The following is a 19,420-nucleotide window of genomic DNA, read 5'->3' on the forward strand; positions in this document are numbered from 1 at the left end:
ACAGGCATAACAAAAAGGAATGATAAGATGAATGTTTCCTCTTCACGTGCAGTACAGGCGCTGGCTTTCCTGGTCGCGTCCGTTGTGGCACCGTCCGCGCTGGCTCATGCTCATCTTCAGCAACAGACCCCGGCCGCGAACGCCCAGGTTGCGGCACCGCAGCTCCTGACGCTGAGTTTTTCTGAGGGTATCGAACCGCAGTTCAGCGGCGTGGTCGTAACCGATGAGCAGCAGAAAGCGGTTAAAACGGGCGCGGTGAAGCGCGATGAGAAAAACAAGGCGCAGCTTATTGTTCCGCTTGAGCAACCGCTGACGGCGGGTACCTATCAGGTCGACTGGCATGTGGTGTCGGTAGATGGCCACAAAACGAAAGGCAGCTATCACTTTAGCGTGAAATAGTATGCTGGCGTCGCTCTACGTTGCGCTGCGCTTTATCCATTTTGGCGCGCTGATGCTGATTTTTGGCAACGCGCTTTACAGCGTCTGGTTTGCCCCTTCCTCCCTGCATCGTCTGATGTCGAGACGCTTTCAGTCTCAGCAGCAGCGTGCCGCCGTCATCAGCCTGACGGCTGCGCTTTTAATGTTTGCGGTTCAGGGGGGACTGATGGCCAACGGCTGGCCCGATGTGGTCAACCCGGATATCTGGCACAGCGTACTCACCACGCAGTTTGGCGGCGTCTGGCTGTGGCAGATGATCCTTGCCGTTGTCACCGTGGGTGTTGCCTGGCTTGTGCCGCAGAAAGGCTCAAGGCTGTTACTGCTCGCCATGGGGCAATACGTGCTGCTGGCAGGCGTCGGGCATGCAACCATGAACGAGGGGCTTGCAGGCGCATTGCACCGGCTTAACCATGCCGTACATCTGTTATGCGCTGCCACCTGGGTTGGGGGGCTGCTCCCGCTGCTGTTTTGTATGCAACTGGCGAAAGGGCGTTGGCGGGTTGCTGCGATCTACACCATGATGCGCTTTTCCCGGGTGGGACATTATGCCGTGGCGGGTGTCCTGCTGACTGGGATAGTCAACGCGCTCTTTATTCTGGGATGGGAGCTGCCATGGCGTTCGGCGTACGGACAGCTTTTGTTGTTCAAATGTGCGCTGGTGGCGATGATGGTGGTAATTGCGCTGGCGAATCGGTATTTTCTGGTGCCACGCTTTCGTTCGGATGCCGGGCGAGAACAACAGATTTTTATCAGGATGACACAGGCAGAGGTTGTTCTGGGTGCGCTGGTGCTGGCTACGGTCAGCCTGTTTGCCACCTGGGAACCTTACTGACAAGGTTAAGACTTATGAAAAAAACAGTGCTTTCTTTTTTACTGCTGGCCTGCACCGGGAGTGCGCTGGCGGCGCCGCAGGTTATTACCGTCAGCCGTTTTGAGGTGGGTAAGGATAAGTGGGCATTTAATCGCGAAGAGGTGATGCTGACCTGCCGTCCAGGCCACGCTTTGTATGCAATTAACCCCAGCACGCTGGTACAGTACCCGTTGAACGATACTGCTAAGCAGCAGGTTGCCAGCGGGAAGAGCAACGGCCAGCCCATCAGCGTGATTCAAATTGATGACCCGGCAAATCCAGGACAAAAGATGAGCCTTGCGCCGTTTATCGCACGCGCTGAAACGCTCTGCTAGCCCTCGGGTTTCCAATAAAAAAAACCGCAGACGCTGATGCAGCACTGCGGTTTTCTTGTATTTAATGATGCTCTGACGCTTTTTTTCAGGCCACTTTTGCTGTGGACTGGAAAACCTGGCGTCGTCATCTATTCTTAAAGTGCAAGGCGATTGAGCCTGCATTAATGCCAACTTTTAGCGCACGGCTCTCTCCCAAGAGCCATTTCCCTGGACCGAATACAGGAATCGTGTTCGGTCTCTTTTTATCTGTAAGAAAGTAAACGATAAAATTCCATAACCGCCTTTCACAGAAAGGACACGTCAACCGTGCCTGCTTCAACCATACCACAACACGGCAGGCGGAAGTCCAGCCCTTTTTAGCTGTTTTGTTAAATTTTTGTGTGTGGCTGGTGAAAGCGGGCGGCAACCTAAAAGCGCGCGTTTACCGCGGCGTCGATCTGATCCAGCAGCTCGAAGCGGCGCCGGTATTCGGCCCGTTTTTTACTTGCAATGTCGTCCAGCGATTTGCGCTTGATCGCCAGCGGTAGCTGCCAGCAGAAAGGTGACACCTTTTTAGCATCCAGACTTTCCCAGAATTCGTCGTAGCTGGCGTGGAAATGTCGCCCTTTACTCAGCCGGTAACGCAACGCCCGGAACACATGCCCCTCATCGCTGACGGCAAAAATGGCGGTGATACGTGTCTGCTTAGCCAGCGTCAGCAGGGCTTCCATCAGCACGCGTTTCGGGAACAGGCCGTGACAGGCGCGGGTGGCTTGTTTGATCACGTCGCGGGAAACGTGGCGACGAGGCCCCTGCAGGCCGCCAATGACTATCACCGGTTGGCCCTTACTGCGGGCCACGCTGAAGGTCAGGCTGGCGAGCAGCGTGTTGTCGTTGTCGCGCAACCACAGCGTGCTTTCACCCTCACGCTCGGCGCTCAGGGCAGACGAAGCGTTAAGGGTATAAACGGCAGCATTTTTCGCCTGAAACTGCGCGATGGTCTGCTCTTTCGGGCTACTCAGCGCATGGGCAAGCGTGGGATCGCTCAGCCCATCGATCCAGTGATAGTGGCTTATCACCGCGTCGGCGCGATCGCTGGCGTTAAGGCCGCGCATCAGATACTGGCGATGCGTCTTGCTGGGTAACGTAATCTGGGAAGCGAGAAGTCTGTCAAAATCATCCCGGCTGGATAATGCTTCCAGCATGCGATGGGTGGATGACCAGAAAAGGAGCGAGCGCAAAAAGAACTTGAGCCGGTATTCGCGTTTTTGCCAGATGGGGCCGGGGACGAGTTTTCCTTTCACCAGTTCGGAGATGATATGAGTACGATGTGGATAAAGCACATCGTTTTGCAGGTGGATGTTTGACACGTGATGACCTCTCGTTTTATTCGCTTCCTATTCTAGAGGGGGGATATAAAGGGATTAATAGCGCGCGGATCTTTATTTCCGTTTGGTTTACGGTTTGTTGGGATTTGTCAATCTCAGGCTTATCTGATGCTATTTTCTGAGGCGGCTATACTTTCTTTGAGGGGGCATTATGTATCAGCGAAGAAACGGTGAGGAGTGGCGTCACGTCTGGGTAGCGGGTGACATTCATGGCTGCTATCAGACACTTATGGACGAACTCAAGCGCCGCCATTTTAATCCTTATGAAGATTTACTCATCTCCGTGGGCGATATTATCGATCGCGGTCCGGACAGCCTGAAATGCCTCCAGCTGCTGCATGAAAAATGGTTCTGCGCGGTGCGGGGTAATCATGAGCAAATGGCCCTCGACAGTCTGGAAAATAATGATTTTTCACTCTGGACGCTGAACGGGGGAATGTGGTTTTCGCGGCTCGATAAAGCTTCGCAAAATCTGGCCATCACGTTATTTGAAGCGTGTCGAACGCTGCCGTATATTATTGAGATACCCTGCGCGAATGGCCTGAACGTTGTCGCTCATGCAGACTATCCGGCAAAAGAATATGTCTGGAACCAACCCGTCAGCGCGCAACGCATAGTGTGGGATCGGGACCGGCTGATGGGGTTTATGGCAGGCAAAGGGCAGGGCATTAGCGGCGCGGACCATTTTTGGTTCGGGCATACGCCTGTTGATCGACGCTATGATTTTCACAATCTGCATTACATCGACACGGGAGCGGTCTTCGACGGCTACTTAACGCTGGTGCAGTTGCAGTAATAAATAACCCGCCTTCGGGCGGGTTCTCTTTAGGTCAGGCAAGACGCAGGACCCAGGCATCGGTTTTACTGTCGTAGTGCTCGCGGTAAAGGACGGAATGTTCGCCATCAAGAATGGCCGGCACGCTGGTGTCGGCGTCCCAGGCGTCGAGTTGCATACACAGATCCGGGTCGGATTTGCAGGGGATACTTAACGTTCGATCGCCTTGTGCTTCGCCGCGCAACTCTGCGTCGTCGATTTCGAAAGCGCCAATACGCACGCTGGTTTTCGTCATAGTGCTCTCCGGGTTTGGGTTAAAAATCTGGTATGACCAGTACAGTCACCCAGTTTTTAGCGTAGCCAAGGAGAGCAAAATCGCCAGTAAAAAATGCGCTTTTTTTAGTCGGTGCGATCGTTACCGGTAAACAAACGCCCGTCGCGCACCAGCTCACGCGGGTAGCTGTTCTTCAGCCGCGAGCCGACTTTTTTTGCCAGCCCCAGCGGATAGCCCTGATAAGTCACGATGACCTCATCGCGCGCCGGAGTGTTTTCCGGGTAAACGTCACGTCCGCGGTACCACTCTTCAGCTTCCTGATGCGTCAGGGCAAAGGTATTCTCGTCTCCGGCAAGAGCGATCACCGCTTCGTGCTGCCAGCGATAGCCTTTGTTGTGAACTTCCGCCAGGCGAATACCGAGGCGGGAGAAACGCACTTTGCCAATCAGCGGCTCAATGTTGGCCGGGAAAAGCCAAATCTCTTTGTCGCGCGACCAGAGGTGCAGGCTCTCGTCCCAGACCAGGCCAACCTGGCTTGCCGCCTCCTTAAGCTGCGCGGTTTCACGGCCCTTAAGCGGGGCGAACGGAAATTTCCCCACCTTGAACGACGGCGCAGGCAACGGAGGAACGGCGTGAGTTTTGCGTAACCGTGCGACGAAGAAGCCTTCACAGTCGTAAATCTGTGGGAAGACGTGGAGGAAGCCTTCCGGCGTTGCGGACTCTTTTGCCGCGTTAAACAGATCATTGAGCGGGAGAAACTCCACAGCATCGGGATACTGAGCTTTCAGCCACAGGCAGACGTCTTCATTTTCGTCGCGGTTAAGCGTACAGGTGGAGTACACCAGCGTTCCGCCGGGGCGCAGAGCGTGGAAGGCGCTGTCGATCAGCTCCCGCTGCGTGGCGGCAATGTCCAGATTGCTCTCCACTGACCAGTTTTTTAAGGCATCGGGATCTTTACGCACGACGCCTTCGCCGGAGCAGGGGGCATCGAGCAGGATCGCATCAAAGGTTTCAGGCAGGGCAGCGCCAAATACGCGGCCGTCGAAGTGGGTCAGCGCGACGTTATGGATCCCGCAGCGGCTGATATTGGCGTGCAGAACTTTTACGCGGCTGGCGGAGAATTCATTGGCAAGAATGGCCCCCTGATTGCCCATCCGCGCCGCTATCTGGGTGGTTTTGGAACCCGGCGCAGCGGCGACGTCCATCACGCGAGCAGGCGAATTACCGTCGGCAAAGAGCGCGGCAACCGGCAGCATGGAGCTGGCTTCCTGAATATAAAACAGACCGCTCAGATGCTCGGCAGTGCTGCCCAGCGGCAGGGCCTCTTCGTCATCGCGCTCGATCCAGAACCCCTCTTCGCACCACGGAACCGGCGTCAACTGCCAGCGGTAGGGCGAAACCAGTTCAAGAAAGGCCTCGACGCTGATTTTCAGGGTATTGACGCGAATGCTGCGGCGCAGCGGACGCTGGCAGGCAGCGATAAAATCGTCAAAGGAGAGATGAGCAGGAAGCGCCTCGCGCATCTGCGCGAGGAATTGTTCAGGAAGAAATACGGAGTTTTGAGCCACGGGCACACCACAGGGAATCATTCAGGCGCGCAGTGTAACATAAAGGCTCCGGCGCGTTGACACCGGAGCCTGCAGGATTAACGCGGCAGAGCGGTTCCCCATTCGCGCCACTCTTTCGGTTCACTCTCCAGCAGCAGGAAGTGTTTACCCGGCTGCGCTTTCGGTGCCAGTGGCGTGCCTGGCGGAGTCGCAAAGGCAATACCGCCACGAATGAACTGGTTGAAGGTGCCGGTTTTCACCACGCCGCCCGTCAGCCCGAAGTCCAGCGAATAGCCTGAGGCCAGCCAGAACACCGAGTTGTTGCGCACCAGATGCTGATAACGTTCGCTGATGCGCAGCGTCACCATCACGCGATCGGCAAGCGAGCCGAGCGTCAGGCCGGTCACGGTGCCTACCTCCATGCCGCGGAACAGGACCGGGGTACCGATGTTCAGCGATCCGGCCTCCGGCACCTCAACCACGATACTCAGCCCGTCAAGGTAGCGGGAGTCCGTGATGGTGGCTTCCTGCAGCTCAAAATCGCGACGCGCGTTGCCACGCCCCGGTTCGACGTTGATGTACGGCTGCAAAATGGTGTCGAGATGTTCAACGCCCGCCGCCGAGATTTGCGGTGTTACCACGGAGAAACGCGTACCGGTTCGGGCAAAGGTCTGCACGTATTCCGGATAGAGTACGGCGGTTGCCTGTACTTCATTTCGCGCCGTAATTAGCGTCAGCTTCTGGATCTGCCCGATATCGATGCCGAGATAGCGGATCGGCATGCCTTCGGCAAGCTTGCCCGCATCAAAGGCGTGAAGCGTAATCTGGCCCCCAACCGCGCGCGCAGCCGTTTCGGACGGGAAGAGAATACGTTTGTCACCTTTGCGTAAATTGCCCCCGGCACCCGTCAGATTGTCGAAACTGATTGCCCCGCGCAGCGCACGCGAAAGAGGGGAGGCCTGAACGGTCAGCCCGCTGCCGTTAAGCTGCACCTTAGCCCCGCCTTCGGCCCAGAACACGCTGTTTGGTGTCAGCAGTTTGCGGTACTCGGGCTTGATGTGCAGTTCAATATCAAAGGTTTCGGCGCGGGGACGTACGGTAATGACCTCGCCCACTTCAAACTTACGGTAAAGCACCACTGAGCCGGCCTGCACGTCTGGCAGGGTTTCCGCCGTTAAGGTCAGCGTGGTAGTCGGCAGATCGCTCAGGCTGTTTTCAATGGCTTTATCCAGGTTGGCATACAGAGGATAACTGTCGCGCAGCGGCCCTTTGTTACCCGGCAGTATCCGGACCCCGCCGTTAACCCATTCGCTGGCGCTGGCGCCAAGGAACTCAACGCCGTCGAGGCCGACCTTCACGTCCACGCGGCTGTTAACGACAAACTTGCTGTCACCGTGCACCAGGTCGCTGTACTTCGGATCGATGGCGGCAGAGAACGAGACGCCTTTTTCGGTAAGCTTGCGCTCCAGGACCTGTCCGACCTGCACGCCGTGTAAAATCAACGGCTGGCCCGCTTCGATCCCGTAGCTTTCCGGAGCGGTCAGCGTCACCGTCACCACGCCCGGTTTTTGCAGAAGGGCTTTATCCGCAGGAGCGATAACAAAGTTATTGCTCGGCTGGCCTTCACCCGGGATCAGCTCAAAGGTATTGCCCGTCAGCAGGCTGCTGAGGCTGGCATCGTTCAGGGACAGTTTGGGGCTGCGCATTTCGATACGGGTTTTCTCCCGCAGGAGATCGACCACGCTTGGGTCGACGGTCATCTCGCCAGTGACAGAGCCACCCGGGTTGAGCGTCATTTTGGTGAGCTGGCCCACCTCCAGCCCCTGATACATCAGCGGAGTGGAACCGGCTTTCAGTCCTTTAGCGTCCGGCAGGGCGAGCTTGACGATCACCCCGCGTTGGCTGTGGGCGAGGTCCGCATACAGGCCAAAGGTGTCATCGGCGGCGGCAGGGCTTGAGTTTTCCGGCGAATCAAAGGCGATCGCGCCATTGACCAGCGCCGCCAGACTCTCGAGTTTGACCTTCGCGCCGCTCAGGCTCAGATCTGCATCCACACCAGAGACGTTCCAGAAGCGGCTGCCTTTTTTAACCAGATTGGTAAAGCGCCGCTCAATCAGCACATCAATGGTGACGCCCTGTTTGTTGGGGTTAATCGCGTAATCGTAAACGCGGCCCACGGGGATCTTGCGGAAATAGACCAGCGAGCCGCTGTTCAGCGAACCCAAATCCGGGGATTGCAGGTGGATCATCAAATCGCCGTTGTTGAGCCGGTATTTCGGCTGCGTGTCCAGCGCGACGAAGTGATCCTGCGGTTCCCCTTTGCCTGGCATCATGCCGATGTAGTTCCCGCCAACGAGCGCATCCAGGCCGGATACGCCGGCCAACGACGCTTTCGGCGTGACAAGCCAGAACTGGGTTTCGCTGCGCAGGGCATCCTTCATATCGGACTTGATGCTGGCGCTGACCTGAATTTTATTCAGCCCCTTACCGAGCCTGACATCCTGAACGGTTCCGACTTCCACCCCCTGGAAGCGCACCGGGGTGCGCCCGGCCACGATGCCGTCAGCGGACTGGAAATCAATGGTGATGGTATTGCCGCGATCTTCATAGCTCGTCCAGATGAGCCAGCCTGCAATCATCAACGCGATGACGGGCAGCAGCCAGAAGGGCGAAATACGGCGTTTTGTTTTAATTCTCGCTTCAGTCTGCGAAGCGGGCGTTTCCTGACTCATGTGCGTCCCAAAGTAAGCGGCTGTCCAGCCATTCCACTGCAAGAATAGTCAATATCACCGCAGAGCCGAAATAAAAAGCTGCGGGTCCCATAGTAAAAGCAAGGAGCTGATCGCGATTGATGAGCGACATCATCAACGAAATCACAAACAGATCCAACATCGACCAGCGGCCAATCCAGGTAACGAAACGCAGAAGCAAGATGCGCGTACGTAATCCTTGTTCACATTTGAAGTGAATGCTGATGAGTAGCGTAAACATCACCATCACCTTGATAAACGGCACCAGAATACTGGCGATAAAGACTATCGCCGCCACCCCGACGTTGCTGTGGCCGAGAGAGATAATACCGGAAAGGATAGTATCTTCCTGACGGGCACCGTTCACATAAATCACGGAGATAGGCAGCATATTGGCCGGGATCAAAAACACGATCGAGGCAATCAGCGCCGCCCAGCATTTTTGCAGGCTGTTGTTGCGCCGCAGCCTCAACGGAATGTGGCAGCGAGGACAACGACCGCGCGCATCCGGCAGGCCGGTGTAATGACAGCCCAGACAGACGCGCAGATTTTCATCAGCCCGTGTTGCGGGGCGCTGGGGATAAAATCGTTCCCACAGCTGCTCAACGTTGAGATGGATCAGGGTCAGAATGCTCAGCAGTACCAGCGAGATAAAGGCGAAAAGCCCAATGCCGGGCTGCAGAAACGCGTAATCCTGCACCTTGATGGAAGCAACGCCTATGCCGACCAGGTAAATGTCCAGCATCACCCACTCTTTCAGCTTGTCCAGCATGAGCAACACGGGCCGCAGATTCATGCCGAGAATGTTGCCGAACCACAGATACGCAATAGCGGCCACCAGCACCAGTGGGGCGCCTATGGTGCAAAACAGCACCATCGCTGCGGTGAGCGGGTCGCCCTCACGTGTCATCTGCCAGATACCCTGCACCACGTTTGCATCGATACGCACGCCGAGAAGGTACAGTTTCAGCAGCGGCTCGCTCCAGGCAAACGGCATCAGCAGCAGCATGGCCGTCGCCATTGCCGCGAGTCGGGTTAACGACCAGTCGCGCCCGTCACGGATTTTGGCATCGCAGCGAGGGCAAAAAGCACTTTGATGCGATTTCATCTTCGGCAGCATAAAAAGCGTATCGCACTGGGGGCAACGCTGATAATGTGCACGAGGCAAAGCTTCGCTTACCGTATGGACGGTGATCTTTCTTGTCGGCGTAATCCTGGGTATTTTTATGGCCATCTGTCGCGCACGGATAAGTATTGTTGAACGTTATATTAACTCATGATTTGATTCATCTTGAGCATGAGCGCATTTAATGCTTATTTTAATAGCCTATGCGGTAAATTTGTAAGACAACTAAGTGATTGAATAATGAACAAATCAGAATTCTACGCGGATCTTAATCGCGATTTTCAGGCATTGATGGCAGGTGAAACCAGCTTCTTAGCCACTCTGGCAAATACTAGTGCATTACTGTTTGAACGTCTCTCTGGCGTGAACTGGGCCGGTTTTTATCTTCTTGAAGATAACACGCTGGTGCTGGGTCCCTTCCAGGGAAAAATCGCCTGTGTGCGTATTCCGGTTGGCCGTGGCGTATGCGGGACGGCGGTCGCGACAAACCAGGTCCAGCGCGTAGAAGATGTCCATGCTTTTGATGGCCACATTGCCTGCGATGCTGCCAGTAATTCTGAAATCGTCCTTCCGCTGGTCGTGAAGGGGCAGATTATGGGTGTCCTGGACATCGACAGTACCGACTTTGGCCGCTTTAGCGCTGAGGACGAGCAGGGGCTGCGCGAGCTGGTCGCGAACCTGGAAAAAGTGTTGGCAACAACCGATTATCAAAAATTCTTTGCGAGCGTCGCAGGATAATCAACGGATAACGTAGCATTTACTGATAGCGTCATTATAATGACGCCTGTTCATGCCTGCGCTTGTTGGCAACGTCCGTTGTAATCAGGAAATTTCATGGAAAATCAACCTAAGTTGAATAGCAGTAAAGAAGTTATCGCATTTCTGGCAGAGCGTTTCCCACAGTGCTTCAGCGCTGAAGGTGAAGCTCGCCCCCTGAAAGTCGGTATTTTTCAGGATTTAGTCGCGCGCGTTGAGGGTGAGATGAATCTCAGCAAAACCCAGCTTCGCTCTGCCTTACGTCTTTATACTTCGAGCTGGCGTTACCTGTACGGTATCAAAGCGGGCGCTACACGTGTCGACCTCGACGGCAACCCTTGCGGTGAGCTGGACGAGCAGCACGTAGAACACGCGCGTAAACAGCTGGAAGAAGCGAAAGCTCGCGTTCAGGCACAGCGTGCTGAGCAGCAAGCGAAAAAACGCGAAGCCGCCGCGGCAAACGGCCAGGAAGAAGCGCCTCGTCGTGAGCGTAAACCGCGTCCGGCACCGCGTCGCAATGATAATAACGATCGCAAACCGCGTGCTGATAAACCAGCAGCTAAAGCCCCGCGTGCACCTCGCGAAGAGCCGCGCCACACTCCGGTTTCGGACATCAACGCGCTGAGCGTGGGTCAGGCACTGAAAGTGAAAGCGGGTAACAATGCAATGGATGCCACCGTTCTGGAAATCACCAAAGATGGCGTTCGTGTGCAGCTGACTTCTGGTATGTCAATGATTGTACGCGCAGAACACTTGTTGTTCTGAAACGGAGGCCAAGCCTGGCATGAACACTTTTTTTAAGCTCACCGCGTTAGCGGGCCTGTTTGTTATAGCAGGCCACGCTTTCGCAGTGGACGATATTACGCGTGCTGATCAAATTCCGGTGTTGAAGGAAGAGACGCAGCACGCGACGGTGAGTGAGCGCGTGACGTCGCGCTTCACTCGGTCGCACTATCGTCAGTTCGATCTCGATCAGGCCTTTTCGGCCAAAATTTTCGACCGCTATCTGAACTTGCTGGATTACAGCCATAACGTGCTGCTGGCCAGCGACATCGAAAAGTTTGCCAAACGTAAATCCGAAGTGGGTGATGAACTGCGTTCCGGCAAGCTGGACCTGTTTTACGATCTGTATAATCTGTCGCAGCAGCGCCGTTTTGAACGCTATCAATACGCGTTAAAAGTGCTGGAACGTCCGATGGATTTTACCGGCAACGACACCTTTAATCTGGACCGCAGCAAAGCGCCATGGCCGAAAGACGAAGCCGAGCTGAATGCGCTGTGGGACGGTAAAGTCAAATACGACGAACTGAGCCTCAAACTCACGGGCAAAGACGAGAAAGAGATTCGTGAGACGTTAAACCGTCGCTATAAATTTGCTATCCGTCGTCTTGCGCAGACCAACAGTGAAGATGTGTTCTCACTGGCGATGACCGCGTTTGCCCATGAAATCGATCCGCATACCAACTATCTCTCCCCGCGTAATACCGAGCAGTTCAATACCGAAATGAGCCTGTCTCTGGAAGGTATCGGCGCGGTGCTGCAGATGGACGATGATTACACCATGATCAACTCCATGGTGGCGGGCGGCCCTGCAGCGAAGAGCAAAGCCATTAGCGTTGGCGATCGCATCGTGGGCGTGGGTCAAACCGGACAAAAAATGGTTGATGTGATCGGCTGGCGTCTTGATGACGTCGTCGCGTTGATCAAGGGACCGAAAGGCAGCAAAGTGCGCCTTGAGATCCTGCCTGCCGGGAAAGGCACCAAAACCCGTATCGTTACCCTGACCCGCGAGCGCATCCGTCTGGAAGACCGCGCGGTGAAAATGTCGGTGAAAACCGTCGGGAAAGAGAAGGTGGGCGTGCTTGATATCCCGGGCTTCTATGTTGGGCTGACCGATGATGTGAAAGTGCAGCTGCAGAAGCTTGAGAAGCAGAATGTCAGCAGCGTCATCATCGACCTGCGCAGCAATGGCGGTGGGGCGCTGACCGAAGCCGTTTCACTGTCTGGCCTGTTCATTCCGTCTGGTCCGGTGGTTCAGGTGCGCGATAACAACGGTAAAGTGCGTGAAGACGCCGATACCGATGGCGTGGTGTACTACAAAGGCCCGCTGGTGGTCTTAGTGGATCGCTTCAGTGCCTCTGCATCTGAAATCTTTGCCGCTGCGATGCAGGATTATGGCCGCGCGCTGATTGTGGGTGAACCGACCTTCGGGAAAGGCACCGTACAGCAGTACCGTTCTCTCAACCGTATTTACGACCAAATGCTGCGCCCGGAATGGCCTGCACTGGGGTCGGTTCAATACACCATCCAGAAGTTCTACCGTGTGAATGGCGGCAGTACGCAGCGTAAAGGCGTTACGCCGGACATTCTGATGCCAACAGGTACGGAAGAGACGGAAACGGGTGAGAAGTTTGAGGATAACGCGCTGCCGTGGGATAGCATCAACGCTGCCACCTTCGTCAAGTCTGGCGACATGACGCAGTTTGGCCCGGCCTTGCTTAAGGACCATCAGGAACGCATCGCCAAAGATCCGGAATTCCAGTACATCATGAAGGACATTGCGCGCTTCAATGCCCTGAAAGAAAAACGGAATATTGTCTCTCTGAACTACGCTCAGCGTGAGAAAGAGAACAACGAGGATGACGCGACGCGTCTGGCGCGGGTTAACGATCGCTTCAAGCGAGAAGGCAAACCGCTGCTTAAGAAACTGGACGATCTGCCGAAAGATTACCAGGAGCCGGATCCGTATCTGGACGAGACGGTGCATATCGCGCTCGACCTGGCGAATCTGGAAAAAGGCAAGCCAGCACTGCAGCCGACACCGGCGAAATAAATACCCAACAGGCACAAGAAATTGTGCCTGTTTTTTTTAGTTCTGCAACCTCCCGTCAAACTGACCTTCAATTGTGTAAAGTTGTGTCTTTCTGGTGACTTACGCCCCCCGAATCCTTGAAAATAGCCACAATACCCATACGATGTGGGTAATCGCATAGTGCGCTTTGTTAAACTGAGGTTAAAAGAAAATTATGATGCGAATCGCGCTCTTCCTGCTCACCAACCTGGCGGTGATGGTGGTATTCGGGCTTGTGCTAAGCCTGACAGGAATTCAGTCGAGCAGCGTTCAAGGCTTGTTGATCATGGCGCTGCTGTTTGGTTTTGGTGGCTCCTTTATATCTCTGCTGATGTCGAAGTGGATGGCGCTCAAATCCGTGGGTGGCGAGGTCATCGAACAACCGCGTAACGACATGGAACGCTGGTTGATGAACACCGTGGCCCAACAGTCACAGCAGGCGGGCATCGCTATGCCGCAGGTGGCTATCTACCACGCGCCTGATATCAACGCGTTTGCAACGGGCGCGCGTCGTGACGCTTCCCTGGTTGCCGTCAGTACCGGTCTGTTGCAGAACATGAGCCGCGATGAAGCCGAAGCGGTTATCGCCCATGAGATCAGCCACATCGCTAACGGCGACATGGTGACGATGACGCTGATTCAGGGGGTGGTGAACACCTTCGTGATCTTCATTTCCCGTATTCTGGCGCAAATTGCGGCAGGATTTATGGGCGGCAACCGTGACGAAGGTGAAGAGAGCAACGGTAACCCGCTGATCTATTTTGCGGTGTCGATGGTACTGGAGTTGGTGTTCGGTATTCTGGCGAGCATCATTACCATGTGGTTCTCCCGTCACCGTGAATTCCACGCGGATGCCGGCTCGGCAAAACTGGTGGGGCGCGAGAAGATGATTGCCGCCCTGCAGCGTCTGAAAACCAGCTATGAGCCGCAGGAAGCGAACAGCATGATGGCCTTCTGCATTAACGGTAAATCAAAATCGCTGAGCGAGCTGTTTATGTCTCACCCGCCGCTGGATAAGCGTATCGAAGCACTGCGCAGCGGGGAATACCTGAAGTAACGCAGAGCGTTTAAAGATAAACCGGGCGGGGTAAACCTCCGCCCGGTTTTTTTATGCCTGCGCGCGGGGTTGCGTGATCCGCAATCCGCTGACAATGGCCGCAGTCGTCGCCAGTGTTCCGGCCGTAAGCAGCGCAACGTGGGTGCCGTTCTGCCCGGCAAGGTTGAACATCAGCGCAACCAGCGCGGCACCGGTACTTTGCCCTAACAGACGCGCCGTTCCCAGCATGCCGCTGGCTCCGCCGCTGCGATGGCGTGGGGCAGCGGTCATAATGGTATGGTTATTGGGTGACTGGAACAGACCAAAACCGGCTCCGCACAGGACCATTCTCCAGATGATATCCATGTCGGAAGGCGTGGAGGGGAGCAGCGCCAGCGCAAACAGGCCGCTCGCCATCACTACCAGCCCTAACGCACCCAGCAGCCCCGCATGGACCCGTTCAATTAAATAGCCTGCCAGCGGGGCCATCACCATGGTTGCCAGCGGCCATGGCGTCAGCAGCAGCCCTGTCTCCACCTCGGAACGACCCACGATGCTCTGCAAAAAGAACGGCAACGCGACCAGCGCCAGCATCTGGGCGCAAAACGAACAGATTGAGGTGCAAATAGAAAGCGAAAAAAGCGGAATACGCAGCAGGTCAACCGGCAGCAACGGCACCGGCAGCGCCAGCTGGCGACGGACAAAGAAGAAACCCACGATCAGCATGGCGGCGACTTCTGCCGCGATAAGCGTCAGAGATTGCCCTTGCGCGAAGCCACTCAGGGCCGTGATGAGCAGACCGAAGGTTAGCGCATTCATCACCGCGCTGGGTAAGTCGAAGCGCGGCTTGTTGCTTTTGGGGCCATTAGCCGGGAGATAACGCAGTGCGAAGAAAATAGCCACAATTCCGAGCGGCACATTTATCGCAAAAAGCCACTTCCATGAAGCAACAGACAGGATCGCGGCAGCAATCGTGGGGCCTGCCGCCGAGGAAACCGCCACAATAAACGAGTTGATGCCCATCCCCCGGCCTAGCTGGCGCTGGGGATAGATAAGCCGTATCAATGCCGTATTCACGCTCATCAGAGCCGCGCCGCCGAAGCCCTGAGCAATACGGGCCAGCGTCAGGGTATGCAGTGAGTCCGACAGGGCGCAAAAAAGCGAGGTCAGCGTGAAAACCACCAGGCCGCACTGATAGATCCGCCGGTAGCCAAACATATCCCCCAGAAAAGAGAGCGAAAGTAAGGAGATCACAATCGCGATTTGATACGCATTCACAATCCAGATGGAGCTGGCGGGGGAGGCGTTGAGGTCGCTGGCGATTGTGGGCAATGCGACGTTGGCAATCGCGCCGTCGAGGACGGCCATCGAAATACCAATAATAATGGTGGCGATAGCACCATACCGCTGGGGCAACGGCAGGCCATCGGAAGCGTGTTTTTCCATGGGAAATGAAATGCTCAGGATGAAATTATTCTCAGGGTAACTATTTTAGCATCGTTATTTCGGTTTTATGTCGCAGATTTGTAACGAAGTAAACGCAGATTGATTGCAGGCAGCATGACTCGAATTTATAATAAAAACCGGTTCTGATTTTTATAAAACACTCTGTATGAGGTGATAAATGGCAATCGCAGATTTGGATAAGCAGCCAGATTCTGTTTCTTCCGTGCTGAAGGTGTTTGGCATCTTGCAGGCGCTCGGAGAAGAGCGTGAAATTGGTATTACAGAATTGTCGCAGCGCGTGATGATGTCGAAAAGCACCGTTTATCGCTTTTTGCAGACCATGAAGTCTCTGGGCTATGTCGCTCAGGAAGGCGAGTCTGAGAAATACTCTCTCACGCTGAAGCTGTTCGAGCTGGGTGCCCGCGCGTTACAAAACGTGGATCTTATTCGCAGCGCAGATATTCAGATGCGTGAACTGTCACGCCTGACGAAAGAGACGGTCCACCTGGGCGCGCTGGATGAAGACAGTATCGTTTACATCCACAAAATCGACTCGATGTATAACCTGCGTATGTACTCGCGTATCGGACGTCGTAACCCGCTGTACAGTACGGCAATCGGTAAAGTGCTGCTGGCCTGGCGCGATCGCGAAGAGGTGAAGCAAATTCTGGACGGCGTGGAGTATAAACGCAGCACCGACCGCACCATCACCAGTACCGATGAGCTGCTTAAGGTACTCGATACCGTTCGCGAGCAGGGCTACGGGGAAGATAACGAAGAGCAGGAAGAGGGGCTGCGCTGCATTGGCGTACCTGTTTTCGATCGCTTTGGCGTCGTGATTGCGGGCCTGAGTATCTCATTCCCGACGCTGCGCTTCTCGGAAGAACGCCTGCATGAGTATGTTGCTATCCTGCACACTGCGGCGCGTAAAATCTCTGAGCAGATGGGTTACAACGACTACCCGTTCTGAATGCTGTCAGGCATAAAAAACGCCGCATCGTCTGCGGCGTTTTTTTATATTGTTAAACGGTTAGCCGTTATCAATGACCACGGACGTTTTACGCAGTACCGGGCAGTTGGTTAATCCAATGATACCGCTGTCGGAGTGCAGATACTGGGCGGTACTCATACCCTGTGCCGTGACGTACTTACACTGAATGCCTAATCCCGCTGCATTTTCGGTGCTCCCCACAAGCACTCCATATCCGGTTAATAAAAGGCCAATCCACACAACGGCCAGTGCAATAGTTGTTCGAATGATAAAATGCATCATTACCTCTTTATCTTTGTTGTCATGCACTAAGCCTAAACGGTTTACGGTGTGAAACAAGTGAACTATTCCGAAAAGGATTTGATGCGGTTACAGTTAGCCGCTGTTTAAGATTAGCGTGCTAACCTGGTAACATATGGTCATAAGACGGAGTGTGGAGTGAAAAAAATACGCTGGGTGATTCTGATTATTGTGCTGATAGCATGCGTCGTATTGTGGACGCAGACTATCAATGTGATGTGCGATCAGGATGTACAGTTTTTTAGCGGCGTTTGCGCAATCAATAAGTTTATCCCGTGGTAGACCGCATTTTTTCTCAATGTGATGCCCTTCCTTCGCGCCAGTGGTAAAATAGCCGTTTTTATTGAGGTGGTGAAATGGGTGAGTTACTGAATTCAGGGCTACTAAGCCTGGCGTCCCTGGCAGTCTCGTTGATTGTTATGGTGGTAGGGCTTCTCATATGGTTTTTCGTCAACCGTGCCAGCTCCCGGACTAACGAGCAGATTGAGCTGCTGGAAGCGATGCTCGATCTGCAAAAGCGTCAGAATGCGCTGCTGCGTCGTTTGTGTGAAGCCAACGAGCCTGAAGAGAAAGCGGTAGCGAAAGAGAGTGCGCCAGACGCTAAAGACGATGAAGACGATTTCATTCGTCTGGTGGCCGAACGCTAGGTTGCAATGATGGGAGGTGGCCGTGGTCTGGAAAAATCCCTGGTATGACCCCTCCCTGAAACACCACACGCCGGATGGTTTTCGCAATACCCATTCCACAGGACATCAGCCCGGCGATGTCGATCGCTGGCAGAAAGAGCGTAAAGCCGCTGGCCTGCCGAAGCCCCCGTCTTCAGGATACGACGCCTTTATCCAGACCTGGTGGCAGCCTGTTGAACTCAACGCGCGCCCGGAGGATGGGGCATGGTGGCTTGGGCATGCCAGCGTGTTATTACGCATGGACGGCAGGTATCTCCTGACCGATCCGGTTTTTTCCCATCGCGCATCTCCCGTGCCCTTTCTTGGACCACAGCGAAAAACCCCGCCCGCTATCACCGTCGAAAGCCTTCCGACACTGGATGCGTTGCTGATTTCCCATAATCATTATGATCATCTTGATGCCTCAACGGTGCGAAAGCTCTTGCGGCGCTTTCCGGGCCTGACCGTGTTTGTTCCCCTGGGGCTGGGGAACTGGTTCCGCCGGCGGGGAGCGAAAAATGTGGTTGAACTCGACTGGTGGCAGAACGCTAACTGGCAGGGAATAACCCTGACCGCCGTACCGGCGCAGCACTGGAGCATGCGTACGCCGTGGAATCGTAATCGGTCATTATGGTGCGGCTGGGTTGTCGAGGGGCGACAGCATCGGTTCTGGTTTAGCGGGGATACCGGGTATTCGCCGGAACTGCTGTTAATCCCGGAGCGGCTTGGCGCAATTGATTTTGCCGCACTGCCGATTGGCGCATATGCACCCGAATGGTTCATGGCAGTGCACCATATGGACCCCCATTCTGCCGTGGCGCTCTGGCAAGGCCTGGGGTGTCCGACTGCTTTTCCCATTCATTGGGGCGTGTTCGAACTGGCCGATGAATCTCTTGATGAACCCGTGCAGGCGTTACGAAGGGCGCTTGATAATGTAGCACCCGTTAATACTTCATTCAGGATACTGAAAATTGGCGAATATTTATCCGTATAAAGCGTGCGCCGGTTCGTTATCTATATTCGGTATGGAGCATCGCCCGGGAATGTTTTAATTATATCGAAACGTTTTGCTTGCCTTCTTTTGATGCAGCGTCATAAATATTTCATTATTTTAGTGCAACGTATTTTTATTAAGCGGTGGTTTTTAATACAGTTTGCCAAAGGCAATTAAAACTGTTTTTGAAATGTTACTTTTCAGGCACCTTGCAATCATTTCGGCATAACTTTTCACAATAAGTTCTAACTCAATCATTGCAATGAAGAAAAACAGGCTGAAATCTGGACGTATCGAAACGCGTGAACTATGTTAAAAAAGTCTTTGATTACAGCGGTTGTGAATACAACGGCGCGGTAGTATAGGCTGGCAACATTGTCCATAGCCGGACGCATATTTTTGCAGAATGGCCAGGGACAGAGCCAGAATTTGTGCGGCGGATCGAGACGCGTTTAAAAATGGCTTGCCATATTAAACGTTGTATGTGATAACACGGTTTGGGTCAAACGAGGTACAGTTCTGTTTATGTGTGGCATTTTCAGTATAGAAGTCCTGAGTAAACACGTTGTCGTTGAATACCGCTTCTCTGCCGAACCTTATATTAGTGCCTCATGCAGTAATGTCTCAGTTTTATCTAGGTAATGCCCGCGGGCAAAGAAAACACTCTAAGGAATTTTGCAAATGGCAAAGATTAAAGGTCAAGTTAAGTGGTTCAACGAGTCTAAAGGTTTTGGTTTCATTACTCCTGCTGACGGCAGCAAAGACGTGTTCGTACACTTCTCTGCAATCCAGGGTAATGGCTTCAAAACTCTGGCTGAAGGCCAGAACGTTGAGTTCGAAATTCAGGACGGCCAGAAAGGCCCAGCTGCAGTTAACGTAACTGCTATCTGATCGAACCACTGCTGACAGAAGTGCTATC

General features: G+C 54.3%; 21 protein-coding genes. 14 read left to right on the plus strand and 7 right to left on the minus strand.

The window, feature by feature from the left end:
• Nucleotides 1-27: 27 nt before the first annotated feature.
• From yobA to ACWKX3_RS03130, 3 genes are read left to right on the plus strand one after another with little or no spacing between them, the layout of a single operon-like run.
• A complete protein-coding gene (yobA, locus tag ACWKX3_RS03120) occupies nucleotides 28-399 on the plus strand; it encodes a CopC domain-containing protein YobA (RefSeq protein WP_368747387.1) in 372 nt (123 codons plus the stop codon).
• Nucleotide 400: 1 nt separating this feature from the next.
• The gene (gene copD, locus ACWKX3_RS03125) at nucleotides 401-1,270 is read left to right on the plus strand and encodes a copper homeostasis membrane protein CopD (RefSeq protein WP_454541250.1); all 870 of its coding nucleotides are present in this window, start codon (nucleotides 401-403) and stop codon (nucleotides 1,268-1,270) included.
• A 14-nt stretch (nucleotides 1,271-1,284) separates the two neighbouring features.
• The gene (locus ACWKX3_RS03130) at nucleotides 1,285-1,623 is read left to right on the plus strand and encodes a YebY family protein (protein ID WP_153688203.1); all 339 of its coding nucleotides are present in this window, start codon (nucleotides 1,285-1,287) and stop codon (nucleotides 1,621-1,623) included.
• A 407-nt stretch (nucleotides 1,624-2,030) separates the two neighbouring features.
• On the opposite strand, the gene ACWKX3_RS03135 is transcribed toward ACWKX3_RS03130, so the two are convergent.
• Nucleotides 2,031-2,972, minus strand: a complete 942-nt coding sequence (locus tag ACWKX3_RS03135) for a VirK/YbjX family protein (RefSeq protein WP_058610200.1) — start codon at nucleotides 2,970-2,972, stop codon at nucleotides 2,031-2,033.
• A gap of 169 nt (nucleotides 2,973-3,141) precedes the next feature.
• On the opposite strand from ACWKX3_RS03135, the gene pphA reads away from it, so the two are divergent.
• Nucleotides 3,142-3,786 (plus strand): protein-serine/threonine phosphatase, encoded by a 645-nt coding sequence (pphA, locus tag ACWKX3_RS03140; RefSeq protein ID WP_454541251.1) that lies wholly within the window; start codon nucleotides 3,142-3,144, stop codon nucleotides 3,784-3,786.
• 34 nt (nucleotides 3,787-3,820) lie between these two features.
• Here the strand turns inward: pphA and ACWKX3_RS03145 are convergent, their stop codons facing one another.
• From ACWKX3_RS03145 to yebS, 4 genes are all read right to left on the minus strand, one after another.
• The gene (locus ACWKX3_RS03145; RefSeq protein ID WP_006176013.1) at nucleotides 3,821-4,060 is read right to left on the minus strand and encodes a YebV family protein; all 240 of its coding nucleotides are present in this window, start codon (nucleotides 4,058-4,060) and stop codon (nucleotides 3,821-3,823) included.
• A gap of 104 nt (nucleotides 4,061-4,164) precedes the next feature.
• On the minus strand, nucleotides 4,165-5,628 hold the full coding sequence (gene rsmF, locus ACWKX3_RS03150; protein WP_454541252.1) for a 16S rRNA (cytosine(1407)-C(5))-methyltransferase RsmF: 1,464 nt from the start codon (nucleotides 5,626-5,628) through the stop codon (nucleotides 4,165-4,167).
• A 56-nt stretch (nucleotides 5,629-5,684) separates the two neighbouring features.
• Nucleotides 5,685-8,318, minus strand: coding sequence for an MlaD family protein (locus tag ACWKX3_RS03155; RefSeq protein WP_454541253.1), 2,634 nt, complete (start codon nucleotides 8,316-8,318; stop codon nucleotides 5,685-5,687).
• A complete protein-coding gene (yebS, locus tag ACWKX3_RS03160) occupies nucleotides 8,287-9,570 on the minus strand; it encodes a membrane integrity lipid transport subunit YebS (protein WP_454541254.1) in 1,284 nt (427 codons plus the stop codon). Before yebS ends, ACWKX3_RS03155 begins: the two co-directional genes overlap by 32 nt.
• 132 nt (nucleotides 9,571-9,702) lie before the next feature.
• Between yebS and ACWKX3_RS03165 the strand changes: the two genes are divergently transcribed.
• The 4 genes from ACWKX3_RS03165 (at nucleotide 9,703) to htpX (ending at nucleotide 14,126) form a co-directional block, all read left to right on the plus strand.
• Entirely contained in the window at nucleotides 9,703-10,200 is a 498-nt protein-coding gene (locus ACWKX3_RS03165) for a GAF domain-containing protein (RefSeq protein ID WP_454541255.1), read from the plus strand.
• 96 nt (nucleotides 10,201-10,296) lie between these two features.
• Nucleotides 10,297-10,983 (plus strand): RNA chaperone ProQ, encoded by a 687-nt coding sequence (proQ, locus tag ACWKX3_RS03170; protein ID WP_014170612.1) that lies wholly within the window; start codon nucleotides 10,297-10,299, stop codon nucleotides 10,981-10,983.
• A gap of 19 nt (nucleotides 10,984-11,002) precedes the next feature.
• The gene (gene prc, locus ACWKX3_RS03175; protein WP_102890696.1) at nucleotides 11,003-13,051 is read left to right on the plus strand and encodes a carboxy terminal-processing peptidase; all 2,049 of its coding nucleotides are present in this window, start codon (nucleotides 11,003-11,005) and stop codon (nucleotides 13,049-13,051) included.
• A 193-nt stretch (nucleotides 13,052-13,244) separates the two neighbouring features.
• Nucleotides 13,245-14,126 (plus strand): protease HtpX, encoded by an 882-nt coding sequence (gene htpX, locus ACWKX3_RS03180; protein ID WP_006176001.1) that lies wholly within the window; start codon nucleotides 13,245-13,247, stop codon nucleotides 14,124-14,126.
• Nucleotides 14,127-14,177: 51 nt separating this feature from the next.
• Here htpX and ACWKX3_RS03185 read toward each other — a convergent pair whose 3' ends face one another.
• Complete coding sequence (locus ACWKX3_RS03185; protein WP_454541256.1) at nucleotides 14,178-15,551, minus strand: MFS transporter; 1,374 nt, start codon at nucleotides 15,549-15,551, stop codon at nucleotides 14,178-14,180.
• A gap of 178 nt (nucleotides 15,552-15,729) precedes the next feature.
• Between ACWKX3_RS03185 and kdgR the strand changes: the two genes are divergently transcribed.
• The gene (gene kdgR / locus ACWKX3_RS03190) at nucleotides 15,730-16,521 is read left to right on the plus strand and encodes a DNA-binding transcriptional regulator KdgR (RefSeq protein ID WP_006175999.1); all 792 of its coding nucleotides are present in this window, start codon (nucleotides 15,730-15,732) and stop codon (nucleotides 16,519-16,521) included.
• 60 nt (nucleotides 16,522-16,581) lie between these two features.
• On the opposite strand, the gene ACWKX3_RS03195 is transcribed toward kdgR, so the two are convergent.
• Nucleotides 16,582-16,821: a YobH family protein gene (locus tag ACWKX3_RS03195; protein ID WP_042320581.1), complete on the minus strand. Its 240-nt coding sequence runs from the start codon at nucleotides 16,819-16,821 to the stop codon at nucleotides 16,582-16,584.
• A 159-nt stretch (nucleotides 16,822-16,980) separates the two neighbouring features.
• Here ACWKX3_RS03195 and mgrB point away from each other — a divergent pair, with 159 nt between their 5' ends.
• The 5 genes from mgrB (at nucleotide 16,981) to cspE (ending at nucleotide 19,392) form a co-directional block, all read left to right on the plus strand.
• On the plus strand, nucleotides 16,981-17,124 hold the full coding sequence (gene mgrB, locus ACWKX3_RS03200; RefSeq protein WP_006175995.1) for a PhoP/PhoQ regulator MgrB: 144 nt from the start codon (nucleotides 16,981-16,983) through the stop codon (nucleotides 17,122-17,124).
• A gap of 74 nt (nucleotides 17,125-17,198) precedes the next feature.
• The gene (locus ACWKX3_RS03205) at nucleotides 17,199-17,489 is read left to right on the plus strand and encodes a YebO family protein (protein WP_454541257.1); all 291 of its coding nucleotides are present in this window, start codon (nucleotides 17,199-17,201) and stop codon (nucleotides 17,487-17,489) included.
• 22 nt (nucleotides 17,490-17,511) lie between these two features.
• Entirely contained in the window at nucleotides 17,512-18,501 is a 990-nt protein-coding gene (locus ACWKX3_RS03210) for an MBL fold metallo-hydrolase (protein ID WP_454541258.1), read from the plus strand.
• A gap of 525 nt (nucleotides 18,502-19,026) precedes the next feature.
• The gene (locus ACWKX3_RS03215) at nucleotides 19,027-19,143 is read left to right on the plus strand and encodes a DUF2627 domain-containing protein (protein ID WP_042320041.1); all 117 of its coding nucleotides are present in this window, start codon (nucleotides 19,027-19,029) and stop codon (nucleotides 19,141-19,143) included.
• 39 nt (nucleotides 19,144-19,182) lie between these two features.
• Nucleotides 19,183-19,392 (plus strand): transcription antiterminator/RNA stability regulator CspE, encoded by a 210-nt coding sequence (gene cspE / locus ACWKX3_RS03220; RefSeq protein WP_001062678.1) that lies wholly within the window; start codon nucleotides 19,183-19,185, stop codon nucleotides 19,390-19,392.
• The last annotated feature ends 28 nt before the right edge of the window (nucleotides 19,393-19,420 follow it).

It is taken from the genome of Enterobacter sp. UPMP2052 (genome assembly GCF_053709675.1).

What these genes read in the sequence shown, in the direction of transcription:
- yobA (WP_368747387.1), top strand. Translation starts at nt 28, where the DNA reads ATGAATGTTTCCTCTTCACGTGCAGTACAGGCGCTGGCTTTCCTGGTC.
- copD (WP_454541250.1), top strand. Translation starts at nt 401, where the DNA reads ATGCTGGCGTCGCTCTACGTTGCGCTGCGCTTTATCCATTTTGGCGCG.
- ACWKX3_RS03130 (WP_153688203.1), top strand. Translation starts at nt 1,285, where the DNA reads ATGAAAAAAACAGTGCTTTCTTTTTTACTGCTGGCCTGCACCGGGAGT.
- pphA (WP_454541251.1), top strand. Translation starts at nt 3,142, where the DNA reads ATGTATCAGCGAAGAAACGGTGAGGAGTGGCGTCACGTCTGGGTAGCG.
- ACWKX3_RS03145 (WP_006176013.1), bottom strand. Translation starts at nt 4,060, where the DNA reads ATGACGAAAACCAGCGTGCGTATTGGCGCTTTCGAAATCGACGACGCA.
- rsmF (WP_454541252.1), bottom strand. Translation starts at nt 5,628, where the DNA reads ATGATTCCCTGTGGTGTGCCCGTGGCTCAAAACTCCGTATTTCTTCCT.
- ACWKX3_RS03155 (WP_454541253.1), bottom strand. Translation starts at nt 8,318, where the DNA reads ATGAGTCAGGAAACGCCCGCTTCGCAGACTGAAGCGAGAATTAAAACA.
- yebS (WP_454541254.1), bottom strand. Translation starts at nt 9,570, where the DNA reads ATGGCCATAAAAATACCCAGGATTACGCCGACAAGAAAGATCACCGTC.
- ACWKX3_RS03165 (WP_454541255.1), top strand. Translation starts at nt 9,703, where the DNA reads ATGAACAAATCAGAATTCTACGCGGATCTTAATCGCGATTTTCAGGCA.
- proQ (WP_014170612.1), top strand. Translation starts at nt 10,297, where the DNA reads ATGGAAAATCAACCTAAGTTGAATAGCAGTAAAGAAGTTATCGCATTT.
- prc (WP_102890696.1), top strand. Translation starts at nt 11,003, where the DNA reads ATGAACACTTTTTTTAAGCTCACCGCGTTAGCGGGCCTGTTTGTTATA.
- htpX (WP_006176001.1), top strand. Translation starts at nt 13,245, where the DNA reads ATGATGCGAATCGCGCTCTTCCTGCTCACCAACCTGGCGGTGATGGTG.
- ACWKX3_RS03185 (WP_454541256.1), bottom strand. Translation starts at nt 15,551, where the DNA reads ATGGAAAAACACGCTTCCGATGGCCTGCCGTTGCCCCAGCGGTATGGT.
- kdgR (WP_006175999.1), top strand. Translation starts at nt 15,730, where the DNA reads ATGGCAATCGCAGATTTGGATAAGCAGCCAGATTCTGTTTCTTCCGTG.
- ACWKX3_RS03195 (WP_042320581.1), bottom strand. Translation starts at nt 16,821, where the DNA reads ATGCATTTTATCATTCGAACAACTATTGCACTGGCCGTTGTGTGGATT.
- ACWKX3_RS03205 (WP_454541257.1), top strand. Translation starts at nt 17,199, where the DNA reads ATGGGTGAGTTACTGAATTCAGGGCTACTAAGCCTGGCGTCCCTGGCA.
- ACWKX3_RS03215 (WP_042320041.1), top strand. Translation starts at nt 19,027, where the DNA reads ATGTGTGGCATTTTCAGTATAGAAGTCCTGAGTAAACACGTTGTCGTT.
- cspE (WP_001062678.1), top strand. Translation starts at nt 19,183, where the DNA reads ATGGCAAAGATTAAAGGTCAAGTTAAGTGGTTCAACGAGTCTAAAGGT.